General features: G+C 58.8%; 18 protein-coding genes. 15 read left to right on the top strand and 3 right to left on the bottom strand.

The window, feature by feature from the left end; translation table 11 throughout:
* Positions 1 to 96 precede the first annotated feature (96 nt).
* From PEH01S_RS28610 to PEH01S_RS28580, 7 genes are all read left to right on the top strand, one after another.
* Entirely contained in the window at positions 97 to 1,035 is a 939-nt protein-coding gene (locus PEH01S_RS28610; protein ID WP_025849373.1) for a carbohydrate ABC transporter permease, read from the top strand.
* Positions 1,032 to 1,847 (top strand): carbohydrate ABC transporter permease, encoded by an 816-nt coding sequence (locus tag PEH01S_RS28605; RefSeq protein ID WP_127489548.1) that lies wholly within the window; start codon positions 1,032 to 1,034, stop codon positions 1,845 to 1,847. The genes PEH01S_RS28610 and PEH01S_RS28605 overlap by 4 nt, the downstream gene beginning before the upstream one ends.
* Positions 1,848 to 1,909: 62 nt before the next feature.
* Entirely contained in the window at positions 1,910 to 2,992 is a 1,083-nt protein-coding gene (locus PEH01S_RS28600) for an NAD(P)-dependent alcohol dehydrogenase (RefSeq protein WP_127489546.1), read from the top strand.
* Positions 2,989 to 3,996, top strand: a complete 1,008-nt coding sequence (locus PEH01S_RS28595; RefSeq protein ID WP_127489544.1) for a zinc-dependent alcohol dehydrogenase family protein — start codon at positions 2,989 to 2,991, stop codon at positions 3,994 to 3,996. Before PEH01S_RS28600 ends, PEH01S_RS28595 begins: the two co-directional genes overlap by 4 nt.
* A gap of 39 nt (positions 3,997 to 4,035) precedes the next feature.
* The gene (locus PEH01S_RS28590; protein WP_127489542.1) at positions 4,036 to 6,162 is read left to right on the top strand and encodes a BglG family transcription antiterminator; all 2,127 of its coding nucleotides are present in this window, start codon (positions 4,036 to 4,038) and stop codon (positions 6,160 to 6,162) included.
* The gene (locus PEH01S_RS28585; RefSeq protein ID WP_127489540.1) at positions 6,159 to 8,051 is read left to right on the top strand and encodes a PTS sugar transporter subunit IIA; all 1,893 of its coding nucleotides are present in this window, start codon (positions 6,159 to 6,161) and stop codon (positions 8,049 to 8,051) included. Before PEH01S_RS28590 ends, PEH01S_RS28585 begins: the two co-directional genes overlap by 4 nt.
* Before the next feature lie 13 nt (positions 8,052 to 8,064).
* Complete coding sequence (locus tag PEH01S_RS28580; protein WP_127489538.1) at positions 8,065 to 8,322, top strand: HPr family phosphocarrier protein; 258 nt, start codon at positions 8,065 to 8,067, stop codon at positions 8,320 to 8,322.
* A gap of 614 nt (positions 8,323 to 8,936) precedes the next feature.
* Here PEH01S_RS28580 and PEH01S_RS28575 read toward each other — a convergent pair.
* Positions 8,937 to 9,386 carry a DUF441 domain-containing protein gene (locus PEH01S_RS28575; protein WP_025849380.1) on the bottom strand — a complete coding sequence of 150 codons (450 nt, stop codon included), beginning with the start codon at positions 9,384 to 9,386 and terminating at the stop codon, positions 8,937 to 8,939.
* Between the two features lie 144 nt (positions 9,387 to 9,530).
* On the opposite strand from PEH01S_RS28575, the gene PEH01S_RS28570 reads away from it, so the two are divergent.
* From PEH01S_RS28570 to PEH01S_RS28545, 6 genes are all read left to right on the top strand, one after another.
* Positions 9,531 to 10,445, top strand: a complete 915-nt coding sequence (locus tag PEH01S_RS28570) for an ArsR/SmtB family transcription factor (RefSeq protein ID WP_025849381.1) — start codon at positions 9,531 to 9,533, stop codon at positions 10,443 to 10,445.
* A 301-nt stretch (positions 10,446 to 10,746) separates the two neighbouring features.
* Complete coding sequence (locus PEH01S_RS28565) at positions 10,747 to 12,510, top strand: ABC transporter substrate-binding protein (RefSeq protein ID WP_025849382.1); 1,764 nt, start codon at positions 10,747 to 10,749, stop codon at positions 12,508 to 12,510.
* 56 nt (positions 12,511 to 12,566) lie between these two features.
* The gene (locus PEH01S_RS28560) at positions 12,567 to 13,523 is read left to right on the top strand and encodes an ABC transporter permease (protein ID WP_025849383.1); all 957 of its coding nucleotides are present in this window, start codon (positions 12,567 to 12,569) and stop codon (positions 13,521 to 13,523) included.
* A gap of 46 nt (positions 13,524 to 13,569) precedes the next feature.
* A complete protein-coding gene (gene opp4C / locus PEH01S_RS28555; RefSeq protein WP_127489559.1) occupies positions 13,570 to 14,478 on the top strand; it encodes an oligopeptide ABC transporter permease in 909 nt (302 codons plus the stop codon).
* Between the two features lie 6 nt (positions 14,479 to 14,484).
* A complete protein-coding gene (locus tag PEH01S_RS28550) occupies positions 14,485 to 15,462 on the top strand; it encodes an ABC transporter ATP-binding protein (protein ID WP_127489536.1) in 978 nt (325 codons plus the stop codon).
* Positions 15,459 to 16,424, top strand: a complete 966-nt coding sequence (locus tag PEH01S_RS28545; RefSeq protein WP_127489534.1) for an ABC transporter ATP-binding protein — start codon at positions 15,459 to 15,461, stop codon at positions 16,422 to 16,424. Before PEH01S_RS28550 ends, PEH01S_RS28545 begins: the two co-directional genes overlap by 4 nt.
* 100 nt (positions 16,425 to 16,524) lie before the next feature.
* On the opposite strand, the gene PEH01S_RS28540 is transcribed toward PEH01S_RS28545, so the two are convergent.
* On the bottom strand, positions 16,525 to 17,943 hold the full coding sequence (locus tag PEH01S_RS28540) for a hypothetical protein (RefSeq protein ID WP_127489532.1): 1,419 nt from the start codon (positions 17,941 to 17,943) through the stop codon (positions 16,525 to 16,527).
* A 105-nt stretch (positions 17,944 to 18,048) separates the two neighbouring features.
* The gene (locus tag PEH01S_RS28535; protein WP_127489530.1) at positions 18,049 to 18,981 is read right to left on the bottom strand and encodes a DMT family transporter; all 933 of its coding nucleotides are present in this window, start codon (positions 18,979 to 18,981) and stop codon (positions 18,049 to 18,051) included.
* A 230-nt stretch (positions 18,982 to 19,211) separates the two neighbouring features.
* Between PEH01S_RS28535 and PEH01S_RS28530 the strand changes: the two genes are divergently transcribed.
* Together PEH01S_RS28530 and PEH01S_RS28525 are read left to right on the top strand one after the other, a co-directional pair.
* Positions 19,212 to 20,579 carry an MATE family efflux transporter gene (locus tag PEH01S_RS28530; RefSeq protein WP_025849389.1) on the top strand — a complete coding sequence of 456 codons (1,368 nt, stop codon included), beginning with the start codon at positions 19,212 to 19,214 and terminating at the stop codon, positions 20,577 to 20,579.
* A 41-nt stretch (positions 20,580 to 20,620) separates the two neighbouring features.
* Complete coding sequence (locus PEH01S_RS28525) at positions 20,621 to 21,964, top strand: APC family permease (RefSeq protein WP_127489528.1); 1,344 nt, start codon at positions 20,621 to 20,623, stop codon at positions 21,962 to 21,964.
* The last annotated feature ends 104 nt before the right edge of the window (positions 21,965 to 22,068 follow it).

Below are 22,068 nucleotides of genomic sequence, written 5' to 3'. Positions count from 1 at the left end.
GGAGCGATACCTTCAGAAATGAAATGACCCATCCGGCGAAAAGGGAGCGGGCGCCCCGTCCCCTTTTCCCGCATTACTTCACGCGAGGAGAGGCGAATGAACACGGTAGAATGGAGTAAAGCCGATATGAAACCTTATACCGCGAAGGCCAAACGGACGGACGATACGTCCGCCGCGGCAAAAGGGCTATTGTGGCCGGGGATCGCTTTTGTCGCTTTAATTACGCAAATTCCTTTTCTCGTCACCCTGTATTTGAGCGTCCATCAGTGGAATCTGATGCGGCCGGATCAAGGCATTACGTTTGCGGGGCTGTCCAATTTCGTCGCGATTTTGGGCGAAGCGGCCTTCTGGGAAGTGTTGAAAAATACGTTTTTGCTGACGATTCTTTGTTTGGCGCTGTGCTTGGTTGGCGGCATGGGGCTGGCGCTGCTGCTGAACCGCGATTTTTTTGCCAAGGGCATTGTTCGTACGCTGTTTGTTTCGCCCTTCTTCATCATGCCGGCCGTCTCCGGCATCGTATGGAAGACGGTGATTTTAAATCCGAATTTCGGCTTTAGCGCGTATATCTCTGCGAAGCTGGGCCTGCCTCCGGTCGATTGGCTCGGGCAGTATCCGCTGGAAACGATTATTTTTGTCGTCGCCTGGCAGTGGATTCCGTTCTTCATGCTTGTACTGCTCGCCGGATTGCAGTCGGTTTCCCCCGATCTGATGGAAGCCTCCGTACTGGACGGCGCCAACCGGATTCAGCAATTTTTCCATGTGACCATTCCTCATCTGATGAGATATATAGAGGTGGCTTTGCTGCTCGGCTTGATTTTTATCATGGGAACGTTCGGCGAAATTTACGTGACGACGGCGGGCGGCCCCGGCTACGCGTCGACGAACCTGCCTTTCTATCTGTACCGGATCGGGTTCCAGGGCTGGGATATCGGCGGAGCTTCGGCGGTCGGCGTGATGATCGTGATCCTGATGACGGTGTTTATGACCGTACTGTTTAAGTTTATGCGCAGAACGTTTGGAGGGGAATTGTCATGAGACGACCGCTGTCTATGCTGCTGACGGCCGGAACGTATGTGCTCGCGCTGATCTATTTTTCTCCCGTGCTGTGGCTGCTGATCACCGGCTTCAAGCAGGAGGGGGAGGCGGTGGCGATGCCGCCGTCGCTCGTGTTCCAGCCGACCTTGGACAATTACCTGCTGATCTGGGATTCGGGCGCAGGCTCTTTCATGGGGCACTCCGCGATCGTCTCGATCGTCTCCACGATCTTTGCGCTTGCGTTCGGCGTGCCGGCCGCGTATGCGCTCGCGATGTTCAAGATCAAGAAGGCGGACGACATATTGTTCTGGTTCATCTCGACCAAAATGCTTCCTGCGGTCGGCGTCATCATTCCGCTTTATCTGGTGTTCAAGCAGTTGCATTTGCTGGATTCGTTAACGGCGCTGATTGTGCTGTACACGGCAATGAATGTGCCGCTGGTCGTCTGGATGATGCGCTCGTTCTTCAAAGATATTCCTTATGAGACGATTGAGGCGTATCAGGTGGACGGGGCGACCGGGCTGCAGGGCTTTTTCAAAATTACGCTGCCGCTGGTCCGGCCGGGGATCGTCTCGACGTCGCTGCTGTGTCTCGTCTTCGTCTGGAACGAGTTTTTCTTCGGCGTCAGCCTGACCTCGACGGATGCGGCCACCATGCCGGTCTATATGTCGTCGTTCATGACGCAGGAAGGGCTGTTCTGGGCCAAAATGTCGTCGGTTGCCACGCTGGCCGTCCTGCCTGCGCTTGTGCTGGGCTGGTTTACCCAGCGGCAGCTTGTCCGCGGCTTGACGATGGGTGCGGTGAAAGGCTAGGAGCTGGACCGGCGGAAATAACGAGATACTAAAAATTCCAAATTCGGGAGTGGGAGTTCCATATGGAAAAGCAAATGATGAAAGCGGCGGTGCTTGACCGCCCGTTATCGATTGAAGTCAGGGACGTGCCGGTGCCCGAGCCGCGTCCGGACGAAGCGCTGGTGAAGGTGCACTGCATCGGAATTTGCGGCTCGGACGTGCATTATTACGAGCATGGCCGGATCGGCCGGTACGAGGTCAAGCAGCCGATCATCCTCGGGCACGAGGTGGCCGGAACGGTGGTGAAGGTCGGCAGCGCGGTGACGAATGTCGCGGTCGGCGACCGGGTTGCCGTGGAGCCGGGCGTGACGTGCGGCCGGTGCGATTACTGCAAGTCGGGCCGGTATAACCTGTGCCCGGACGTCGTCTTCATGGCGACGCCGCCCGTGGACGGGGCTTGGGCGGACTACGTCGCGGTGCGCAGCGACTTCCTGTTCAAGCTGCCGGAGGCGATGAGCTTCGAGGAAGGGGCGCTGCTGGAGCCGCTGTCGGTCGGCATTCACGCGATGACCCGGGGCCGGGTCAAGCCGTCCGACCGCGTGCTTGTGACCGGGCTCGGGCCGATCGGCCTGCTAGCGCTGGAAGCGGCCAAGCTGTTCGGCGTGACCGAAATTTACGGCAGCGACGTGATGGACAGCCGCCGGGCGCTGGCGCTGGAGATGGGCGCAGCCGGGGTGCTGAATCCGGCCGGAGCGCCGGTGAAGGAGCAGCTGGACCGCTTAACGGGCGGCGAGGGGGTCGACGTCATCATCGAAACGTCCGGCAGCGCCAGAGCGATCGCCGATACGATCGGGCTGGCGAAGCGGGGCGGGCGGATCGTCCTGGTCGGCCTGCCAACGAGCGACGCGATTCCGCTGGATATCCCGGCTCTGGTCGATGCGGAGCTGGACGTGTACGGCGTGTTCCGCTACGCGAATACGTACCCGGCGGCGATTCAATTGCTCAGCCGCCGCGAGCACAGCATCGCCAAGACGATTACGCACCGGTTTCCGCTTAGCCGGATTCGGGAAGCGGTGGAAACCGCGCGGACGCAAAAGGACGCCAGCATCAAAATCATGATCTACCCGAATGAAGAAATGCAATCGAATGGGGGAAGCTTAACATGAAAGCTCTGGTCATCGAAGGGCCGCGCCGGGCCGTGGTCAAGGAAGTGCCTTACCCGGCGCCGAAGCGCGGCGAAGTGACGATTCAAGTGAAAAACGTCGGGATTTGCGGAACCGATTTTCATATTTTCGAGGGGGAATTTATTTCCCCGTACCCGATTATTCCCGGGCATGAATTTTCCGGCATCGTGCATGAGGTGGGCGAAGGCGTCACCGGCCTGCAGCCGGGAGACCGGGTCAGCGCCGATCCGTCGCTGTTTTGCGGGGCTTGCGAATTTTGTCTGACCCACCGGAGCAATCAATGCAAAAATTGGCAGGCGCTCGGCAATACCGTGAACGGCAGCATGGCCGAATTCGTATCCGTCCCGGCAGGCAACGTGGTGAAGCTGCCGGACACGATGTCATTCGAGGAAGGCGCGTTTATCGAGCCGCTGGCCTGCGTCGTGCACGGTATGAACCGGCTGCAATTGCAGGTCGGCAGCCGCGTGCTGCTGTTCGGCGCGGGCGCAATGGGCCAGCAGCTCATCCAGGCGATGGCCCGGGCGGGAGCCTCCGAGCTGGTCGTCGTCGATGTGGCGCAGGAGAAGCTTGACATGGCCTTGAGCTATGGCGCGACGAAGGGCGTTCTGAGCCGCAATCTGGAGGCCGAGCTGGGCAAGGAGACGTACCCTTACGGATTCGACGCGGTGGTGGACGTGACCGGCATTCCGGCGGTGATCGAACAGGCGCTGGACTATTTGGGACCTACGGGCAAGTATCTGCAATTCGGCGTGACGGCGGAAAGCGCGAGCATCCGGATCAACCCGTTCAAGCTGTATAACAAGGATTGGACGCTGCTTGGCTCGATGGCAATCAACCATACGTTTATCCCGGCGTTTCACTGGCTCAAGGAAGGCCGGATCGACGTCCGTCCGCTCATTTCCCGGACGATCACGCTGGAAGAGACGGTCGAATTTCTGGAAAAGCCCAAAGCGCCCGATCTGATGAAGGTGCAAATTGTGATATAATAGGGCAAGACAACGAAGGAACGGAGGAGGTACGCTGCCATGGAGCCGCGCTTAACGTTAAATTCGAGACAGAAGCAAATGTTGGCGCTGCTTCTGCAGGCCCCGGCTCCCGTGACGCTGAAAGAGATGGCGGGGGAGCTGGGGCTCAGCGTACGTACCATGCAAAGGGAACTGGAGGGGATAAGCCGGAGGCTTGTCCCTTTCGGCGTCACATTGATCAAAAAAACGGGCGTCGGCCTCAGCGTCGAAGGAAGCGACGCGGCCAAGAAGCAGCTGCTCCAGCAGCTGTCCGCCAGCCCTTCGGTCAAAATCTTTTCTCCGGAAGAGCGCAGGCATCTGCTGATTCGGCTGCTGCTGACGAAGCGGGAAGCGGTCAAGCTTTTTTACTTCAGCAGCAAGCTGGACGTGACGGAGGCGACGGTCAGCAACGATCTGGACAAGCTGGAGCCGTGGTTTGCGAAGCATCGAATCGCGCTGGTGCGGAAGCCGGGTCTGGGCGTCTATATCGAAGCCGACGAGAAAAGCATCCGCGCCGCGATGATCGATCACTTGTACGAGCATTTGTCGCAGGAGCAGCTTATGGACATGCTGTCGTCGTATTCGTTGTCGTTTACGAACCAACGCAAGCTGGAGCTGTCCATCCGCAATCACCTGCTGCATTTTATCGATCCCGGCATCATCGGCCAGATCGAAGAAATCGTCCGCAGCAGCGAAATGCGGCGGGGCTACGAGATGACGGACAGCGCCTACGTCGGCTTCGTCGTGCACATTGCGCTGGCCGTGCAGCGGCTTAAGAGCGGGGAAAACATCTCGATCGACGCCGAAGCGCTGGGCAAATTAAAGGCAGCGGGCGAATTCAAATGGGCGCAGCAGATGGCGGAAGAGCTGAGCGCCCGCCTGGACATCGACATTCCGGAAAGCGAAGTCGGCTATATTACGATGCATTTGCTTGGAGCCAAGGGAAAGCGCATACTTGCCCCGGTCGGGGAACCGCAGGAGAGGGGAGCGGAGGCTTACGCCGCCCGGATGATCCGGATCGTGGAGAACGAGCTCAAGCTGACGCTGGAAAACGACCCTTCCCTGTACGAGGCGCTGCTGGTGCATCTGGAGGCGGCGATCAACCGCATCCGCCTGCACATGGAAATCCGCAATCCGCTGCTCGCCCATATCCGCGAGACGTACCCGGATATTTTTGAAGCCGCGGCGAAGGCGTCCCGGTACCTGCAGGAGGAGCTGCAAGCCGAGGTGCCGGAGGAGGAGATCGGCTATCTGGCGATGCATTTCGGAGCGGCCGTCGTCCGGACGAAGACGATATCGCCGCAGCGCTTCCGCGTGCTTCTCGCCTGCAGCAGCGGCATGGGCACCTCCCGGCTGCTGGCCGCTCAGATCGGAACAAGCTTTCCGCATATTCATATCGTCGATACGGTATCTTTGCTGCATTTGGAGGAAGCGGTGCGCAAGCATTCGCCGATCGATCTGATCGTATCGACCGTGCCGTTCGAGCATCAAACGCACCGGGTCGTGGTGGTCCATTCGTTTTTGGAGCAGGACGATATCGAGCTTATCGAAACGCATTTGCACGGGCTGCCGCTCATCGGGACAGCGGCCCGTGAAGCTTATACAGAAATCGAGGATACCGTAATGACCGTGAATCGTTATGGCGAGGGCGTCGTTCAATTGACGAACCACCTGTTTTTTGCCGAAGGGCTCGAAGCGGCGTCGAAGAGGGAGGCCATTGCGGCGGCGGCGGCTTTTGCCGGCTCGGTCGTGCCTGGCATTCCCGTGCCGCAGCTGGAGGGCGACTTGCTCCAGCGGGAAGAGCTCGGGGGCATCGTCGTGGAGGAAAGCAAGCTTGCGATGCTGCACTGCCGCAGCACGGCCGTCCCGGTGCTGATGGCTTGCGTGCTGCGGTTCGCCCAGCCTCTCTCCTGGCAGCCGCCCGGACAGGACGCCGTCGTCCGGACGGTGCTGCTGCTGCTGGCTCCGCGTTCCGCACCGAAAGAGCATATCGAGATGATCAGCGAAATCAGCGCGATGCTGATCGAGGAAGACTTTGTCGAGACGGTGGCCAGCGCCCCCTTCGACTTGGTGCAGAAGGAGCTGAAATCGGTTATCGGGAAAGGATACATGAACAAAACCGGCGTCTTCTTTCGGGGGACGCGATGAACCGCATCAATCGCATCGGCCGGTTTTTAAGCTATCTGGTATTCCAAAATATCGCCGGTCTGATCGGCTTGGGTCTGCTCCGCGTCCTGTTCGGGGAGCGTGGGTGGTTCCCGGTCCCGGCGGTGCAGGACATTTTAACGCCGATTTTGAAATATTTTTTGCCGCTTCTGTTCGCCTATACCGGGGGGCGGATGATCGGCTCGCACCGGGGCGGCGTGATCGCCTCCTTCGTCATGATCGGCATGATCGCCGGAAACCCGTCGGATTACAGCATGCTGATGCCCGCCATGCTCGTCGGACCGCTGACGGGATGGATCATTGCCCGTACGGACCGGTGGCTGACGGATCGCATTCCGGTAGGGCTTGAGCTGCTGTGCTATAATGTAGCTGCGGGTTTTATCGGTGTCGTGCTGTGTCTGTTCTGCTATGCGGAGGTGGCCTACTGGTTCGTTCTGGGCATGGAGGGCATTCATGGCGCGGCAAAGCTCGTGCTGGAATCCAATTATTTGCCTTGGGTCGCGCTCGCGGTCGAGCCGGGCAAGGTGATGTTTTTGAACAATGTGATTAATCACGGCATTCTTGAGCCGTTGGGCATTCAGCAGACGAAGGAGTTCGGCCAATCCGTCTTCTTTTTGCTGGAAACGAACCCCGGTCCCGGGGCCGGCCTGCTGCTGGCCTATTATTTGCGGCTGAAAAACAAACCGCGGGACAATGCCCGCTCGTCGCTGCTCATTCAATTTGTCGGCGGGATTCACGAGGTGTATTTTCCGTATGCGCTGATGCGTCCGCTCGTTATCGTGCCGTTGATCGCAGGGGGACTGGCCGGCAATTGGGTGTTCGTGCTGCTGGAGGGCGGCCTGGTCGCAACCCCTTCTCCGGGAAGCCTCATCGCGCTCATGCTGATGGCCCCGAAAGGAATGCACCTCCCGGTACTGGGCGGGGTGCTGGCTTCCGCCGCGGTCAGCTTTGCGGGCAGCTACCTGGTCCTTGCGTGGAAGGGCGGGCCGGCTTCCGACGATCCGGCGGCAATGGCGGTTCATTCCATATCCGAGAAATCCGAGAAATCCGAGAAATCCGAGGAAGAGGTTCCATTGAACGAAGAGCCACAGCGGAAGACGATCCGCAAAATTTATTTTGCCTGCGATGCCGGGATGGGCTCCAGTGCGATGGGGGCCGCGCTGCTGCGCAAAAAAATAAAGCAAGCCGGCCTGCCCGTCGAGGTGGGCAACTGCTCCGTGGACGACATTCCGGCGGATGCGGACCTGGTCATCTCGCAAGCCCGGTTGACGGCAAGGGCGCAGGAGGCAGCGCCCCGTCCGGAGCATCTGTCGATAGTCTCCTTCGTTGACGCCGCGTTTTACGACGGGCTGATCGGCCGCCTTCGAAGCGAGGGGCCGCAGGGCGCCGCGAACGAACCGGAAAGCGGTGAAGGCGAGGCCTTGTTTACGCCGGACCATGTGCAGATCGGGGCGCAAGCCGACGACAAGTGGCAGGCGATCCGGCAGGTCGGCGGCCTGCTGGTTCGGCTGGGGCTTGTCCGCGACGATTATATCGATCGGATGATCGAGCGGGAGCGGGTGCTGTCCACCTTCATCGGCAACGGCGTCGCCCTGCCTCATGGCGTCGGGGCTGCCGATACCGGCATCCTGAAGCCGGGCATCGTGATCGCCCAGTATCCGGACGGGGTGACGTTTGACGAGGGGAACAAGGCTTATCTGCTCATTGCGGTAGTCGGCGGGGAACAGCAGATGGGGCTGGTCTCGCGGATCGCTTTTATGATCGAGAAGCCGGAAACCGTCCAAGCACTCGTACGTGCTGAAAGCCCGCTGGAAATGCACCGTCGGGTCTCCGCCTTTTTGCAGGAGCCGGCAAGCGAAACGAACGAATGAAAGGGGAAGGGGCATGGTTAAAGAAGGAGTCACCGTGAAATGCCAGGCAGGCCTTCATACCCGCCCCGCCAAGCTGTTTGCGCTTGCCGCCCAACGGTTCCGCGCAGACATTACGGTGGAATTCGAAGGACGGCAGGCGAAGGGAAAAAGCATCATCAGCCTGCTGCAGCTGGGAGCGCCGAGAGGGAGCCGCCTGTGGGTCAGCGCGGAAGGCGAGGATGAACGGGAGGCGGTCCGGGCGCTGTGCGAGCTGCTTCGCGGCTGCGAATAACAGGTCGGTGGAGGAGACGGCGGGGATGAGCCGGAGAAGAGCCGCCCCGCGCGCCTGGAATGAAGTCGGCACGAGAGTTTTGCATGCTTGAATTAGCTTTATCGGGCTAGACTTTGCGGCAGGCTGGCAGACAACCCGCAAAAATTAGGGGAAATCATATGCGCTATTCAGCTCGATTTGCCGCTTTTCAAAAAAATAGAGGAACTGGGGTGTGCTAACAAGCCGGTTTAGAGGGGCAGGAACATTTTTCGACACGATTAAAGCCCTCTGAGTTCCTCTAGAAATCGTGGAACGATTGGATCGTTCCAGTGAACGCATCCTGCTTCCTTTATTTTCAAATTGCTCGTTGCTATCACCCCGCAACCCAGGCAGAAGGCCGGCCATGCGCTCGGCCTTTTTCGCATTGCGGGGATCCGCAGCGGGATATCGGCAGGGTGTCGTACCGCGTCCTCGCATAAGGCTACCTCAATGTACGTCCTGCACGTTTCCGCATTGGCCGTTAGGTTATTTCGTCATTGAGCACTTCCGCGAGAATGTTAGACATCGAACGCTCTGGCGAGTCTGCCAGCGGCATGTCGCCATCAAGCGTCCCGCCCCGCATACGCCGCCGGCTGTCATTTCGCGACGAGCAGCGATAAAATGCCCGCCGCGATCAGCGGTCCGACCGGGACGCCCCGGAAAAAGGTCACGCCGAGAATCGTTCCGAGCAGCAGCCCCGTGACGACGGTCGGCTGACTCGACATCAGCGCGGCGCCGCGGCCGCCCAAATAAGCGACCAGCACGCCGACGCCCACGGCCAGCAGCGACTTCCAGTGCAGGAATGAGTGCAGCAGGTCCTGCAGGCTTGTTTTGCCGGAAGCGATCGGCGTCAGGATGCCGATCGTCAGGATGACGATTCCCCAGCTCAGCCCGTACTTTTCCAGCCAGGGAAACGTTTGGTGGAGGTTCGTCACCCGCAATAAAAGCAGTACGAGCACGGCAATTGTGATGGACGTATTGCCGCTCAGAATGCCGAGGGCGGCAAACAGCAGCAGCACCAGGGAAGACGTATCGAAGGGAGTCATCGCGGCCACGCTCCTTTGTCGAGGGATTTTCTTTGTTCCGATGAAGTGTTAAAATCAAAATTGCTTAAAAAGCGAAATACCGTTTTCCGGATCGCCAAAGTCTGAAAAACGATACCCGAAAATGGCTTGAAGGAGTGTTCCGGAATGTCGTACGAACTGGAAGTGGCGTTCGGCCCGGCTAACGAGCTTTTGAACAGCCTCCATACGTATCTTTGCAAAAAGTTCTATAAAAAAACCGACCTCGGCTCCGAATGGGCCAGGCAGACGGAGCAGAAACTCAGCAAAACGCTCGCCTCGACGCTGGCCGAAACCGAAATTTCGGCGGAGTGGAAGCTGATGTATTTATTTCTGTACCTGTGTCCGCATAAGGAAAGCGCGGAGCGCTTCTTAGCCTGGCTTGAAGGAATGACGGCGGGGGAAATGTACGAGCTGCTCGCCCCGCATATGAGCTCGTTCCCCGGCGAGCTCGGGGCGATCCGGGACCGGTGGCTGCACCTGCTGTCCGAATGGAACCGGCAGTACTTCGCCGGCGTCGACCCGAAGCTGCCGGAATGGCTGAGCGAGGACGCTGTACGCAGACGCACGCAGATTGGAACGCTGCCGCCGGACACGCTGGCGGAGCAGATCACGAACGGGCTGTATTTCGAGCCGGGGGGCGAGTGCGAGAAGCTGGTGTTGTCGCCGCAGTATCATTTTCAACCGGCCAACATTATTTATACGTTCGGCAGCTTGACCGTTTGTCAGTATGCCGTCGACGGCTCCTACGACGACCCGGCCGACGAGCCGTCCCGCCGCCTGTACCGCCAGCTTCGCAGCCTCAGCGAAAAAAGCCGCCTGCGCATTCTGCGCTATTTGAACGCCGGACCGCGCAGTTTTACCGAAATCGTGCGCTATATCGGCATTTCCAAAGGAATTACGCACGACCATATTTTCAACCTTCGTTCCGCCGGTTTGCTGCGCGCTCATATGTCCGGAGATTCGGCCGTGGCTTACAGTCTGCGGAAGGAGGCGATCGGCGGACTGCAGGAATCGCTGATGGGCTATTTGCTCGCCGATTGACGGCGGGCCGCAGCCGGCCGGCGCCTTCGGCGCGAACCTTGCGATGATGCATCGGAAGGTTCTTTGGCGTTCCTGAATTTCCCTATGAACTTTTTCATGGGCCGAGGCCTTCTTTTTATTCATTTCTTGTCATAAATTCTTCACATAAAGAAAATTTTTGTTGTTCTCTATTTACAGAACAAAGTAAAATATCTATAATGATGCTTATCCATAGCAAAACATATTATACATATCGGAATTATAAATTTAAAGGGGAGCCGGAACTATTCCTTCTTCCCGATCATGCCGGAGGGGATCATCTATGAACAAAAGAAAAGCCTTCACGCTGTCGGTATCGGCGCTTGTCGCCTGCTCGCTGCTTTTGTCCGCCTGCAGCGGCCAAGATGCGGCAGCGCCAAGCGGGGGCGGCGACGCCAAAGGAACGGAAGCCGTAGGAACGCCGGGGGCGGGCCAGAGCGGCGTGGCCGGCATTAAGGACGGCTTGATACCGGCCGCCGACAAATCGAAAATTCCGGAGGCTGCGAAGAAGCGCACCGATACGTTCGTCGTCTCGCTCACCGAGCCGGGCGGCATTTTCAACCCGTACTTTTATCAGAACGGCTACGACGGCAACGTCAACTCCGTCCTGTTCGCCCAGCTCGTGGACATCGACAAGAACGGCAAGCCGATTCCCGGAATGGCGGAGAAGTGGGAGCTGTCGGACGATCAGCTGACGTATACGTTCAAGCTGCGCGCCGGCCTTAAGTTCAGCGACGGCTCGCCGCTTACGGCCGACGATGTCGCCTTCACGCTGACGCTGCTGCACGACCCTGCGTACGATGGGCAAACCGACATTGCCCAAGCCGCCGTCAAAGGGGGCAAGGACTACAAAGAAGGCAAGGCTGCGACGGTCGAAGGCATCCAGGTCGTCGATCCGCAGACGATCAAAATCACGACGGACAAGGTCAACGCTCAAGCCTTGTATCTGCTCGGCGGGCAGGTGCTGTCCAAAGCGTACTACGGCAAAGATTACAAGCCTGGCAAGCTTGACTCGATCAAGCAGCTGCACGGCAAGCCGCTCGAATCCGGTCCGTACAAGCTGGAGAAGTTCGTTCCGGGGCAGGAAGTCCGCTTCGTGGCCAACGCGAATTTTTATAAAGGGAAACCGGCCGTCGAGCACTTCATCTATAAGACGACGGAAGGCGACGCCACCCAATTTTTCCAAACCGGCGAGACGGATTACTCCGGCTTTACGGGCAACCAGGATAACATGGAGCTGCTCCAATCGCTCGGCTTTGCCAATATCGACGTCTATACGGCCAGCTCGTACTCCTATATCAAGTTCAACCACTCCAAGCCGTACTTCAAAGATAAGCTGGTAAGACAGGCGTTCATCTACGGGCTGGATCGTCAAAAAATCGTCGACACCATTTACCAAGGCTACGGGCAGGTAGCGAACGTGCCGGTATCTCCGATCTCTTGGGCATATACGGAAGAGGGCGTCAATCCGTATCCGTTCGACCCGGAGAAAGCGAAGAAGCTGCTGGACGAAGCGGGCTGGAAGCCGGGCAAGGACGGCATCCGCGAGAAAGACGGACAGCGTCTGTCGGTTCGCTACTTCGGCTCCAAAGGGAAGGTGACCGATATTTTGATCCCGATTGCCAAAGAAAACTACAAAGCGATCGGCATTGATTTCCAAACCGAATTGATGGATTACAACGCCCTGCTGGCCAAAACGAAGAAAGGCGAGCATGATCTGGTTTCGTTCTCGACCGCGATTCTGATCGATCCGGACGACGGCGTGCAATCGTTCAACTCGAAATATAAAGGCAGCTTCACGGACACGAACGGCTACAACAATCCGAAGGTCGACGAGCTGGTGGCCAAAGCGGTCGGCACGCTCGATATCGAGAAAAGGAAGCAGGCCTACAAGGAGCTGTACAAAGAGCTCAGCGACGACCCGCCGTACATTCTGCTGAACTACCGCAAAATTCTCGGCGCTTCGAACAGCCGGATCCAAGGGCTTGAGCTGAACGGCTTCAACAGCGTGAACTCCAGCCTGCCGACGGTCCGCATCGAGCCGTAACCTGATTTTTACGCCCAGCCGTTTAAGGCTGGGCTCACTTTCTTGGGGGGACGATCATGAAATCGTATATCGTTCGCAGGCTGCTTTTGATGATCCCGATGCTGCTCGGGGCGTCGCTGCTTATTTTTGTCGTCTTCGCGATGACGCCGGGGGATTTCGTGGATACGAATCCGAAGCTGACGCCCGAGCGGGCGCAGGAGCTTCGGGCCCTTTACGGGTTGGATAAGCCGGTGCTGGAGCGCTATTTTATTTGGCTCGGCAACTTGTTTACGGGCAACCTTGGCTATTCGATGCAGTATCAGGAACCGGTCTCGGACCTTCTGGGCAAGTTTATTTGGAACTCGTTCCTGATCGCGGTGGTGTCCATGATTTTGACATGGACGATTGCGCTTGTCGTGGGCGTATTCTCGGCCGTGAAGCAGTATTCCTGGTTCGACGGGCTGGTGACGCTCGGCGTGTTCGCGGCGATGTCGTTCCCATCCTTCTTCCTCGGGCTCCTGATGATCAAAGTGTTCGCGGTGGACCTCGCCTGGTTTCCGGTCGGGGGCATCACGAACACGGGCAGCCAAAGCGTAGGCTGGGCGCGCGTCTGGGAAGTGGCGCATCATATGATCTTGCCCGTGACGGTGCTGACGCTGCTCAGCGTCGGGTCGCTCACGCGGTATTTCCGCACGAACATGCTGGAGGTGATCCGCCGGGATTTCATCCGGACCGCCCGGGCCAAAGGCTTGAAGGAGCGGGTCGTGCTGTTCAAGCACGCGCTGCGCAATGCGCTGCTTCCGGCGATTACACTGCTCGGCTTCGAGCTGCCGGGGCTGTTTGCAGGCGCGATCATAACGGAGAAAATCTTTCATTGGCCGGGCGCAGGCTACATTTATTTCGGGGCGCTCAGCGTGCGGGATTATCCCGTGCTGATGGGCTTCACCATGTTTCTCGCGCTGCTGACGGTGATCGGCAATTTGCTCGCGGATCTGCTCTACGGGGTGGCCGACCCCCGGATTCGGCTAAAGTAGGGGGGACGTCATGATGATCGATGCAAAAAGAACGGCCGGCCCCGGAATGACCGGCGCTGCGGTACCCGCCCGGAAGACCGCTGCGGATTCGCCGTGGAGGCAAGCGGCCCGGCGGCTGCGAAAAAACAAGCTCGCTTTATTCGGCTTGGCGTTTTTGGTATTTATGATTTTGTTTTGCTTCCTCGGGCCGTATTTGTCGCCTTATGCGAACGGCAAGGTCGACGTCGCGCGGATCAACAAGCCGCCCAGTACGCTGCATTGGCTCGGGACGGACAATCTGGGCCGGGACGTGCTGACCCGGCTGATGCAGGCCGGACGCATCTCGCTGACCGTAGGCGTGGCCTCGGTCGTTTTGTCGGTGGCGGTCGGTTCGGTCCTTGGCGCGCTCGCCGGCTTTTACCGCGGGATCGTCGATCAAGTCATTATGCGGTTCGCCGACGTACTGCTGACCATTCCGGGCCTGCCGCTGCTCATTATTATGGGGGCGGTCATGTCGGAGTGGAAGGTGCCGTCGGATTACCGGATTTATATCGTGATGCTGATGCTGAGCTTCTTGGGCTGGCCGGGCTTGGCGCGGCTTGTCCGCAGCGAGCTGCTCGTGCTGCGGGAGCAGGCGTACATGCAGGCGGCCGAAGCGCTGGGGCTGCGGGACCGGCGCAAAATGTTCCGGCATTTGCTTCCGAACACCGTGCCGACCCTGATCGTGGTCGCTACGCTGCATGTCGCGGGCGCGATTATCAGCGAATCGACGCTCAGCTTCCTCGGACTGGGCGTCGTCCCGCCGACGCCGTCCTGGGGGAATATGCTCGATGCGGCGAACTCGCTCATCGATTTCCAGAAGCGGCCTTGGGTGTGGATTCCGCCGGGCGTGGCGATTCTGACCACCGTCATCGCCATCAATCTGCTCGGCGATGCGCTTCGGGACGCGCTCGATCCCCGATTGAAAGGAAGGTAAGCGGCGTTGAACAAAACACTCGTCGAATTCAAACACGTACATACGTATTTTCATACGGAGTCCGGCGTCGTCAAGGCGGTCAACGATGTCAGCTTTCGCATTCGGGAAGGGGAGACGGTCGGCATCGTCGGCGAATCGGGCAGCGGCAAAAGCGTCACGGCGCTGTCGCTCATGCGGTTGGTCGCCGATAACGGGAAGATCGAACATGGAGCGATCGAGATGGACGGCCGCGATCTGCTTTCCCTGAAGCCCGAGGAGATGCGGAGACTTCGTGGCAGCGAGATCGCGATGGTGTTCCAGGAGCCGATGTCGTCCCTCAACCCGGTGCTGACGATCGGAGAGCAGCTGATGGAGCCGCTGATGGAGCACCGGCTGCTCAGCCGCAAGGAAGCGAAGGCGGAAGTTATATCGCTGATCGGAAAAGTGGGCATTCCCGACGCGGCACGCGTGGCCGCCGCCTATCCCCACGAGCTGAGCGGCGGCATGCTGCAGCGGGTCATGATCGCTTCGGCGCTCGCGTGCAGTCCGAAGCTGCTCATCGCCGACGAGCCGACGACGGCGCTCGACGTGACGATTCAGGCGCAAATTCTCGATCTGCTCCGCCAAGTCAAGGAGCAGTACAACACGGCCATTCTGCTGATCACGCACGATCTTGGCGTCGTCGCCGAGACGGCGGATTACGTCGTCGTGATGTACGCGGGCAAAGTGATCGAGGAAGCGCCGGTGGTCGAGCTGTTCCGCCATGCGAAGCATCCGTATACGCAAGGCTTGCTGAAATCGAAGCCCGTCATCGGCGAGCGGAAGGACCGGCTGTACTCGATCCCCGGTCAAGTGCCGAACCTGATCGGCTTGGGGGACTCGTGCTATTTCAGCGACCGGTGCGAGCACTGCATGGACATCTGCCGCACGAAGCAGCCGCCGATGCAGGAGCAAGGCGCGGAGCACCGGGTCGCCTGCTGGCTTTATGAGGAGGAATTGCGATGACGGACGCCCTGCTAAAGGTTCAAGAGCTCAAAACCTACTATCCGATTAAAGGCGGCGTCTTCGGCGGCCGCGTCGGCGACGTCAAGGCGGTGGACGGGGTCAGCTTCGCCATCCGGCGCGGCGAGACGTTCGGGCTCGTCGGCGAGTCCGGCAGCGGGAAGAGCACGATCGGCCGCACCGTGCTCCGGCTGACGGAGAAGACGGCGGGCGACGTCTATTTCAAAGGGACGGACTTGTACAGCCTGTCCCGCGACGAGCTGCGCAGGCTGCGCCCTTCGATGCAGCTCGTGTTCCAAGACCCGTTCAGCTCGCTGAATCCGCGGATGCGCGTCGGCGAGGCGATCGGCGAAGCGCTGATCGACCACGGGCTGGCGTCGAAGGCGGAGGCTCGGGAGCGGGTGCGGGAAGTGCTGGCCGTTTGCGGCCTGCTTCCCGATCACTACGACCGGTACCCGCACGAATTTTCCGGCGGCCAGCGACAGCGGATCGGGATCGCCCGGGCGATCATTCTGAACCCGGACTTCGTCGTAGCCGACGAGCCGGTGTCCGCGCTGGACGTATCGATTCAGGCGCAGATCGTCAACCTGTTCAGCGACCTGCAGGAGCGCAGCGGAGTGACGTATCTGTTCATCTCGCACGACCTGAGCGTCGTGGAGCATCTGTGCACGCAGATCGGCGTGCTGTATCTCGGCACGATGGTCGAGCAGGCTCCGCGGGATGAGCTGTTCGCCCGTCCGCTGCATCCTTACACGCAGGCGCTGCTGTCGGCGGTGCCGGTGCCCGACCCGACCGTGCGGCGCGAGCGGATCGTGCTGAAGGGCGATATTCCGAGCCCGGCGAACCCGCCATCCGGCTGCAAGTTCCATACGCGCTGCCCGCTGGCGCAGCCGGTTTGCCGCGAGCAGGTGCCGGATTACCGGGATGTCGGGGGCGGCCATTACGTAGCCTGCCATCTCGTGTGAACATAAAGGACCGCCTCCTTGCACAGGGAAAGGCGGTCCTATGCTTTTGCGCGAGAGGCGGATCAAGGCGGCTGCATCCGGCTTTCCGCTTTGGGACGGATCAGCTGCGGCTTTCGGCCAGTTCGCTGTCTTTCCATGTATGGCTTATGTTTTTCGTTAGATTCGTAATCCGGTTCGGTCCGCTTAACTCGTACAATTGACCTTGCCGATCGGCATATCCCTGCCCTCGGACGGTATCGGCCAATTTTTCGTAGGAGCCGTCCGCCTGGATACGGAAATAGCCTTGGGTCGCGTCCGATGGCTCGGCGGGCGGCTTGGTCAGCCGGTATGCCTCGACGATCAGCGCGTTTTCATCCGCTTGAAGTACGCGCAGATGCTCCGCTTTTAGCGTATCGTTCCACAACCGGGCGTTCCCTTCGCTGTCGAGCCAAAGCACCTTGCCGACCGAACCGGCGCTGCCGAGCGGGTTAGTGGATGTGCTGCGTACTCCCGGCGCGCGGCTCCATAACCACGTTCCGCCCGCTGCGCTTTCCGTGCCTTGTATCGTTTTGTCAAAGGCATGAATCTCGATAGCCTTACTGTTCTTGACGAAGTAAGTATGCGTATCGGGGTCCGCCAGCCTAAGGCTCGCCAACGGCGGGTGCAAAGCCAGATTGAACACGGTGCCGCCGGCTTCCGTTTTTACGATACGCTCGGAGTACTCGACGTTGTCGGTTCCGGGTTCGTACAGCGCGGCATGTTTCTCCGCGTGGACATGGACATCGATGAGCTCGGCTCCCTCGCCATACAATTTATTCCCTTTGCGCTCCGTATGCTTGGGGGAAACGGTCTCGGCCGGCGGATAAGCAAGCTCCCGAATCCTTTCTGCTTCCTCGTCCTTTAACAGCTCCGGCGGGCCCTGAAAATCTTTCCGGATCCTGACGATCCGGTTAGCGCCATCATAGTGGGCATAAGCGTACAAGTAAGACTCATCGTCGTAAAAAAGGCGCTCCCAAACCGGACCGGTAAAGATTGAAAATTCGGACCCATCCCAAGAGGTCTTCCAGCCGAATCGCTTTACCGCATAATCCCAGGTCATCGGGAAATACGTCACATCCCGGAACGTCAATAGAGGCCAGGTCTCGCTCTCCTTATTGACCGTCTGACCGTCAATCGTCACCGGGAATGGGGCAACTTGCGCCATATACGAGGTCCGGGTATTTGCCGGTCCGGTTTCCATGGCGAGCTCGTTCTGCTTGGGCTTATGAGATTGGACGGACAGTCCGGCGTCCGGGCTCCAGGAAACGGCAAGCCCCAACCCCGTAGCGACATTCCAGGTTAACGGGAAATACGTTATCCCGTTATAGGTAATGAGTGGATACGTTAAATTCACATTGTCGATTTTTTTACCGTCTACATTTACAGCATAGGTCGGCAGCTCGACTTTGACGGATGCCGCAGCTTTGGCGGATGAAGGAGTGAAAGGAAGCGTCACGCATACTGCGAATACGCAAGTCATGATCCATCGTCCGGCTTTCATACGATTCACGCTCCTGTTCATAAGGGATCAACATAAGTAGACGCTGTTCTTCGGCGGAAGTTTCAGAGGCCGGCAAGGCCTTTTGAAGCAAAAAAAAGCCCGCTTTTACGAGCTTTTGGTCTGCGCGGCCACGGGGGCTTTCCGTTTCGTCCGGGAGGGAGGCAAGGTCGCAAACGCAATGCCGGCAAAGACGAAGGCGATCCCCAGGAAATGATACCAGTGGAACGGCTCATACAAGAACAGCGCAGACATGACGATGGTGCTGAGAGGCATCAATGCGGTAAAAGCCGCCGACGAGCCCGCCGAAATTTTCGCTATCCCCTGGTTCAGCAAAATCGTGGCGATCACCGTAATCACGATTCCCGTGTACAAGACAAGCAGCCAATCCGTCGCGCTCACTGCGGCGAAATCGAAGCTTGCCGCGTTGTATGCCGCAAACGGCAAAAAAAACGCCGAGCCGAGCAAGCTCGTCATCGTCGCGATGGCGATCGGGCTGACCTGCTTGGAGACAAGCTTGCCGAACGTCAAGAATACGCCTTCTCCGGCAACGGCCAGCAGCACAAGCAGGTTTCCCCACAACGTCTGCAAGCTCCAGGACGCATTGAACATGCCGCCGAAAATATTGATGGCGAGCGCTCCGAGGACGGCGCATACGATGCCCGCGGTTTGATTCCACCGCAGCCGTTCCCTGAAAAACAATAGCGATATCAGGCCGACCATCACCGGGGTCATGCTTGTAATGATGCCGCTCTCCAGCGCCGTCGTGTAGGTTAAGCCGTACAGCATAAAGAAGCTGAACAGAAACACGCCGATAAACGATTGGAAAAATAAAACGACCCAATCCTTCTTCGTCAGGGCCGGAAAACGTCCTTCGCGGGCGAGCAGAAGCAGCGTCATAATGATGGCGCCGATGAGCAGCCGGAGCTCGGAAGCCAGAAACACGGGAAACGTGCGGACGATCATTTTATTGACGATGACGAAGCTTCCGACGATGAGCATTGCCGCTGCGACTTGCAAATAAGGAACTGCCGATTTCATGACTCCTCGATACGCCTCCATAATTTGGTACTTATTGTATTATGTATCTTGAAGAGAGCGTTGTAAAGAAGAAGTCGTTCGTCACAGGAATCGCTGCCCGTTTGCCTTGTTTCCTCGCAGCGGTCTCCTGCGGCCGCCTCTCAAAAAAATCTTGCCAGCAATCCCTTTCATCGCATAAACTGGAATGATGCGGCTGCAAGAAAGGTAAAAGGAGGTTCGGAGTTTCAATCATGAAATCGACAGACAAGCTATCTCAAAAAATAAAACAATTATTCGTTATTTTGCTTCCCATCCTGGTGACGCAGCTAGCGATGTTTGCGATGAACTTCTTCGACACGTTCATGTCGGGGCATGTGAGCGCCAAGGATTTGGCGGGGGTGGCTATAGGCACCAGCATCTGGATTCCGATACAGACCGGACTCAGCGGCATCTTGTTTTCCGTTACGCCGATGGTCGCCCAGCTGGTAGGGGCGGGCCGCAAGGAGGAAATTCCTTTTAAGGTCGTGCAGGCGCTCTATTTGGCCGTCGGAGTATCGGCTGCGGTGCTGTTGGCCGGAGCGTTCGCGCTGAATCCGATTTTGGAGAACATGAACTTGGAGGAGCCGGTGCGCCGGATCGCCCGCTTGTTCCTGATTTCGATTGCGTTCGGCATTTTGCCGCTGTTTTTATATACGGTGCTGCGCTGCTTTATCGATGCCCTTGGCCACACGAAGGTGACGATGTTCATTACGCTGCTGTCGCTACCGGTCAACGGGGGGCTGAACTATGTGCTGATCTACGGCAAAATGGGGCTGCCCGCGCTGGGGGGCGCGGGAACCGGCGTCGCTTCGGCGATTACGTACTGGGTCATTTTTCTAGTAGCCTTGGCCGTGGCCGCCCGCATGCAGCCGTTCGCCGCTTTCGGCATTTTCCGCAAGCTGTACCGCGTCTCGCTGTCCGTCTGGAAAGAGCTGCTCAAGATGGGCGTGCCGATCGGCTTCGCCATTTTGTTCGAAACGAGCATTTTCGCCGCGGTCACGCTGCTGATGAGCAACTTCAACACGGTAACGATCGCGGCCCATCAGGCGGCGATCAACTTCGCTTCGTTCCTGTATATGATTCCGCTCAGCATCTCCTTGTCGCTGACGATTCTCGTCGGCTTCGAAGCCGGGGCGGGGCGGTACAAGGACGCGAGGCAGTACGGCTACCTCGGCATCGGCCTCGCGGTCGGGATGTCGCTGCTCTGCGCGGTCGTGCTATGGCTGTTTAACGAGCAGGTGGCCGGAATTTATACAAGGGAGCCGGACGTGCTCGCTTTGACGCAGCATTTTCTGGTTTACGCGATTTTCTTCCAGCTGTCGGATGCCATCGCCGCCCCGATTCAAGGGGCGCTGCGCGGCTACAAGGACGTGAATGTGACCTTCATCGTCGCCCTCGTTTCGTATTGGGTCGTCGGTCTGCCGGTTGGCTACGGGCTGGCGAATTATACCGATTTCGGCGCCTACGGCTATTGGATCGGGCTGATTTCCGGCTTGGCGCTGGGCGCATTCGGCTTGTTCGCCCGTCTGGCGAGCGTCCAGCGGAAGGCTCGGCTGGGCCTTGCGGCTTTCGCCAAGTAACATCAAAACGAACGTGTATCTTAGAATAGGTGGATGATCGCATGGAACGGAAACCGGTATTGCAGCGCAAGCTGAAGCTTTGGCATATTGTGGCGATGGGGGTCGGCTATATGGCCCCGATGGCCGTATTCGATACGTTCGGCATCGTGTCCGAAGTGACGGCGGGGCATGTTCCGGCAGCATACCTGCTCACGATTGCGGCGGTGCTGTTTACGGCGATGAGCTACGGGCATATGGTCAAGGTGTACCCGTCGGCGGGGAGCGCCTACACGTATACCCGGCAGACGATCGGTTCGCATGCGGTTTTTTTGGTCGGCTGGGTCTCGCTGCTCGACTATTTGTTTCTGCCGATGATGAACGCGCTGCTCACCGGGATTTATTTGTCGTCGGCGTTCCCCGAGGTGCCGCAGTGGGTATGGGTCGCCGGATTTGTGGCGCTGATTACGACGCTGTGCTTGTTTAACGTCAACATCTCCGTCTCGGTGAATGCGCTGTTCGTGGCGTTTCAATTTCTTGTCGTGGCGCTGTTCGTCGTGCTGGCCGCATACCGGCTGAGTGCGGGCGGAGAGGCGCTCGTATCGGCGCAGCCGCTGCTGTCCGCCGATGCGGGCTGGGGAGCGCTGCTCACCGGAGCGTCGATCTTGTGCTTTGCCTTCCTCGGCTTCGATGCGGTGACGACCTTGTCCGAAGAAACGGTAGAGCCGCGCACGACGATTCCGCGAGGCATTCTTTGGATCACGATGCTCGGCGGCGGACTGTTCTTCACTGCCTCCTATTTTGCGCAAAGGCTGTTTCCCGACGTGTCCGTGCTGAACAACCCGGAAGGCGCGTCCGCCGAAATCGCGCTGGCGCTTGGCGGCGTGCTGTTTCAGGCCTTATTCCTGGCCGCCGCGCTCACCTCCACGCTGGCCTCGGGGCTCGTGTCGCAGCTCAGCGGATCGCGTCTCCTGTACGCGATGGGACGGGACCGGACGCTGCCGGGGCCGATGTTCGGCTATATCCACCGCTCGCTCGGCACGCCGATATTCAACATTCTGCTGATCGGTCTCATTTCGCTGACGGCGCTCGTGCTGGATCTGCTCGTTGCGACTTCCTTCGTCAACTTCGGGGCGCTGACGGCATTTACTTTTGTAAATTTGTCCGTCATCGTACACTATATTTTTCGGGAACGGCGGCGGTCCTGGCCGGCGCTCCTGCGCTTCTTGCTGTTTCCGCTAGCGGGCATCGGCTTCGTCTTGTTTTTCTGGACGCACCTGGAGCGCAATTCGCTGCTGCTCGGCGGCGCTTGGACGCTGCTCGGGGTGCTGTATTTGCTCTGGATGACGCGCGGCTTCCGCAGGGAGCCGGGGACAATTCGCTATGAAGCGGTCGAGGGCAGCGGCTGATATGCTGCAGAGCGCGCAAGGATAGGTGAGGGCATTCGTTTCCCTGGCCGCCTGCCGCTCGGAGAGTCAACCCGTAAGCCGGCAGCAAAAGCCCCGTTCCAACT

This window comes from Paenibacillus ehimensis NBRC 15659 (assembly GCF_004000785.1).
Lineage (GTDB): Bacteria > Bacillota > Bacilli > Paenibacillales > NBRC-103111 > Paenibacillus_G > Paenibacillus_G ehimensis.
This window is presented reverse-complemented; position numbering and strand designations above follow the sequence as displayed.

Bases quoted from the DNA above. Each gene is read 5' to 3' on its own strand.
- PEH01S_RS28610 (WP_025849373.1), top strand. From the start codon at position 97: ATGAACACGGTAGAATGGAGTAAAGCCGATATGAAACCTTATACCGCG.
- PEH01S_RS28605 (WP_127489548.1), top strand. From the start codon at position 1,032: ATGAGACGACCGCTGTCTATGCTGCTGACGGCCGGAACGTATGTGCTC.
- PEH01S_RS28600 (WP_127489546.1), top strand. From the start codon at position 1,910: ATGGAAAAGCAAATGATGAAAGCGGCGGTGCTTGACCGCCCGTTATCG.
- PEH01S_RS28595 (WP_127489544.1), top strand. From the start codon at position 2,989: ATGAAAGCTCTGGTCATCGAAGGGCCGCGCCGGGCCGTGGTCAAGGAA.
- PEH01S_RS28590 (WP_127489542.1), top strand. From the start codon at position 4,036: ATGGAGCCGCGCTTAACGTTAAATTCGAGACAGAAGCAAATGTTGGCG.
- PEH01S_RS28585 (WP_127489540.1), top strand. From the start codon at position 6,159: ATGAACCGCATCAATCGCATCGGCCGGTTTTTAAGCTATCTGGTATTC.
- PEH01S_RS28580 (WP_127489538.1), top strand. From the start codon at position 8,065: ATGGTTAAAGAAGGAGTCACCGTGAAATGCCAGGCAGGCCTTCATACC.
- PEH01S_RS28575 (WP_025849380.1), bottom strand. From the start codon at position 9,386: ATGACTCCCTTCGATACGTCTTCCCTGGTGCTGCTGCTGTTTGCCGCC.
- PEH01S_RS28570 (WP_025849381.1), top strand. From the start codon at position 9,531: ATGTCGTACGAACTGGAAGTGGCGTTCGGCCCGGCTAACGAGCTTTTG.
- PEH01S_RS28565 (WP_025849382.1), top strand. From the start codon at position 10,747: ATGAACAAAAGAAAAGCCTTCACGCTGTCGGTATCGGCGCTTGTCGCC.
- PEH01S_RS28560 (WP_025849383.1), top strand. From the start codon at position 12,567: ATGAAATCGTATATCGTTCGCAGGCTGCTTTTGATGATCCCGATGCTG.
- opp4C (WP_127489559.1), top strand. From the start codon at position 13,570: ATGACCGGCGCTGCGGTACCCGCCCGGAAGACCGCTGCGGATTCGCCG.
- PEH01S_RS28545 (WP_127489534.1), top strand. From the start codon at position 15,459: ATGACGGACGCCCTGCTAAAGGTTCAAGAGCTCAAAACCTACTATCCG.
- PEH01S_RS28540 (WP_127489532.1), bottom strand. From the start codon at position 17,943: ATGAAAGCCGGACGATGGATCATGACTTGCGTATTCGCAGTATGCGTG.
- PEH01S_RS28535 (WP_127489530.1), bottom strand. From the start codon at position 18,981: ATGAAATCGGCAGTTCCTTATTTGCAAGTCGCAGCGGCAATGCTCATC.
- PEH01S_RS28530 (WP_025849389.1), top strand. From the start codon at position 19,212: ATGAAATCGACAGACAAGCTATCTCAAAAAATAAAACAATTATTCGTT.
- PEH01S_RS28525 (WP_127489528.1), top strand. From the start codon at position 20,621: ATGGAACGGAAACCGGTATTGCAGCGCAAGCTGAAGCTTTGGCATATT.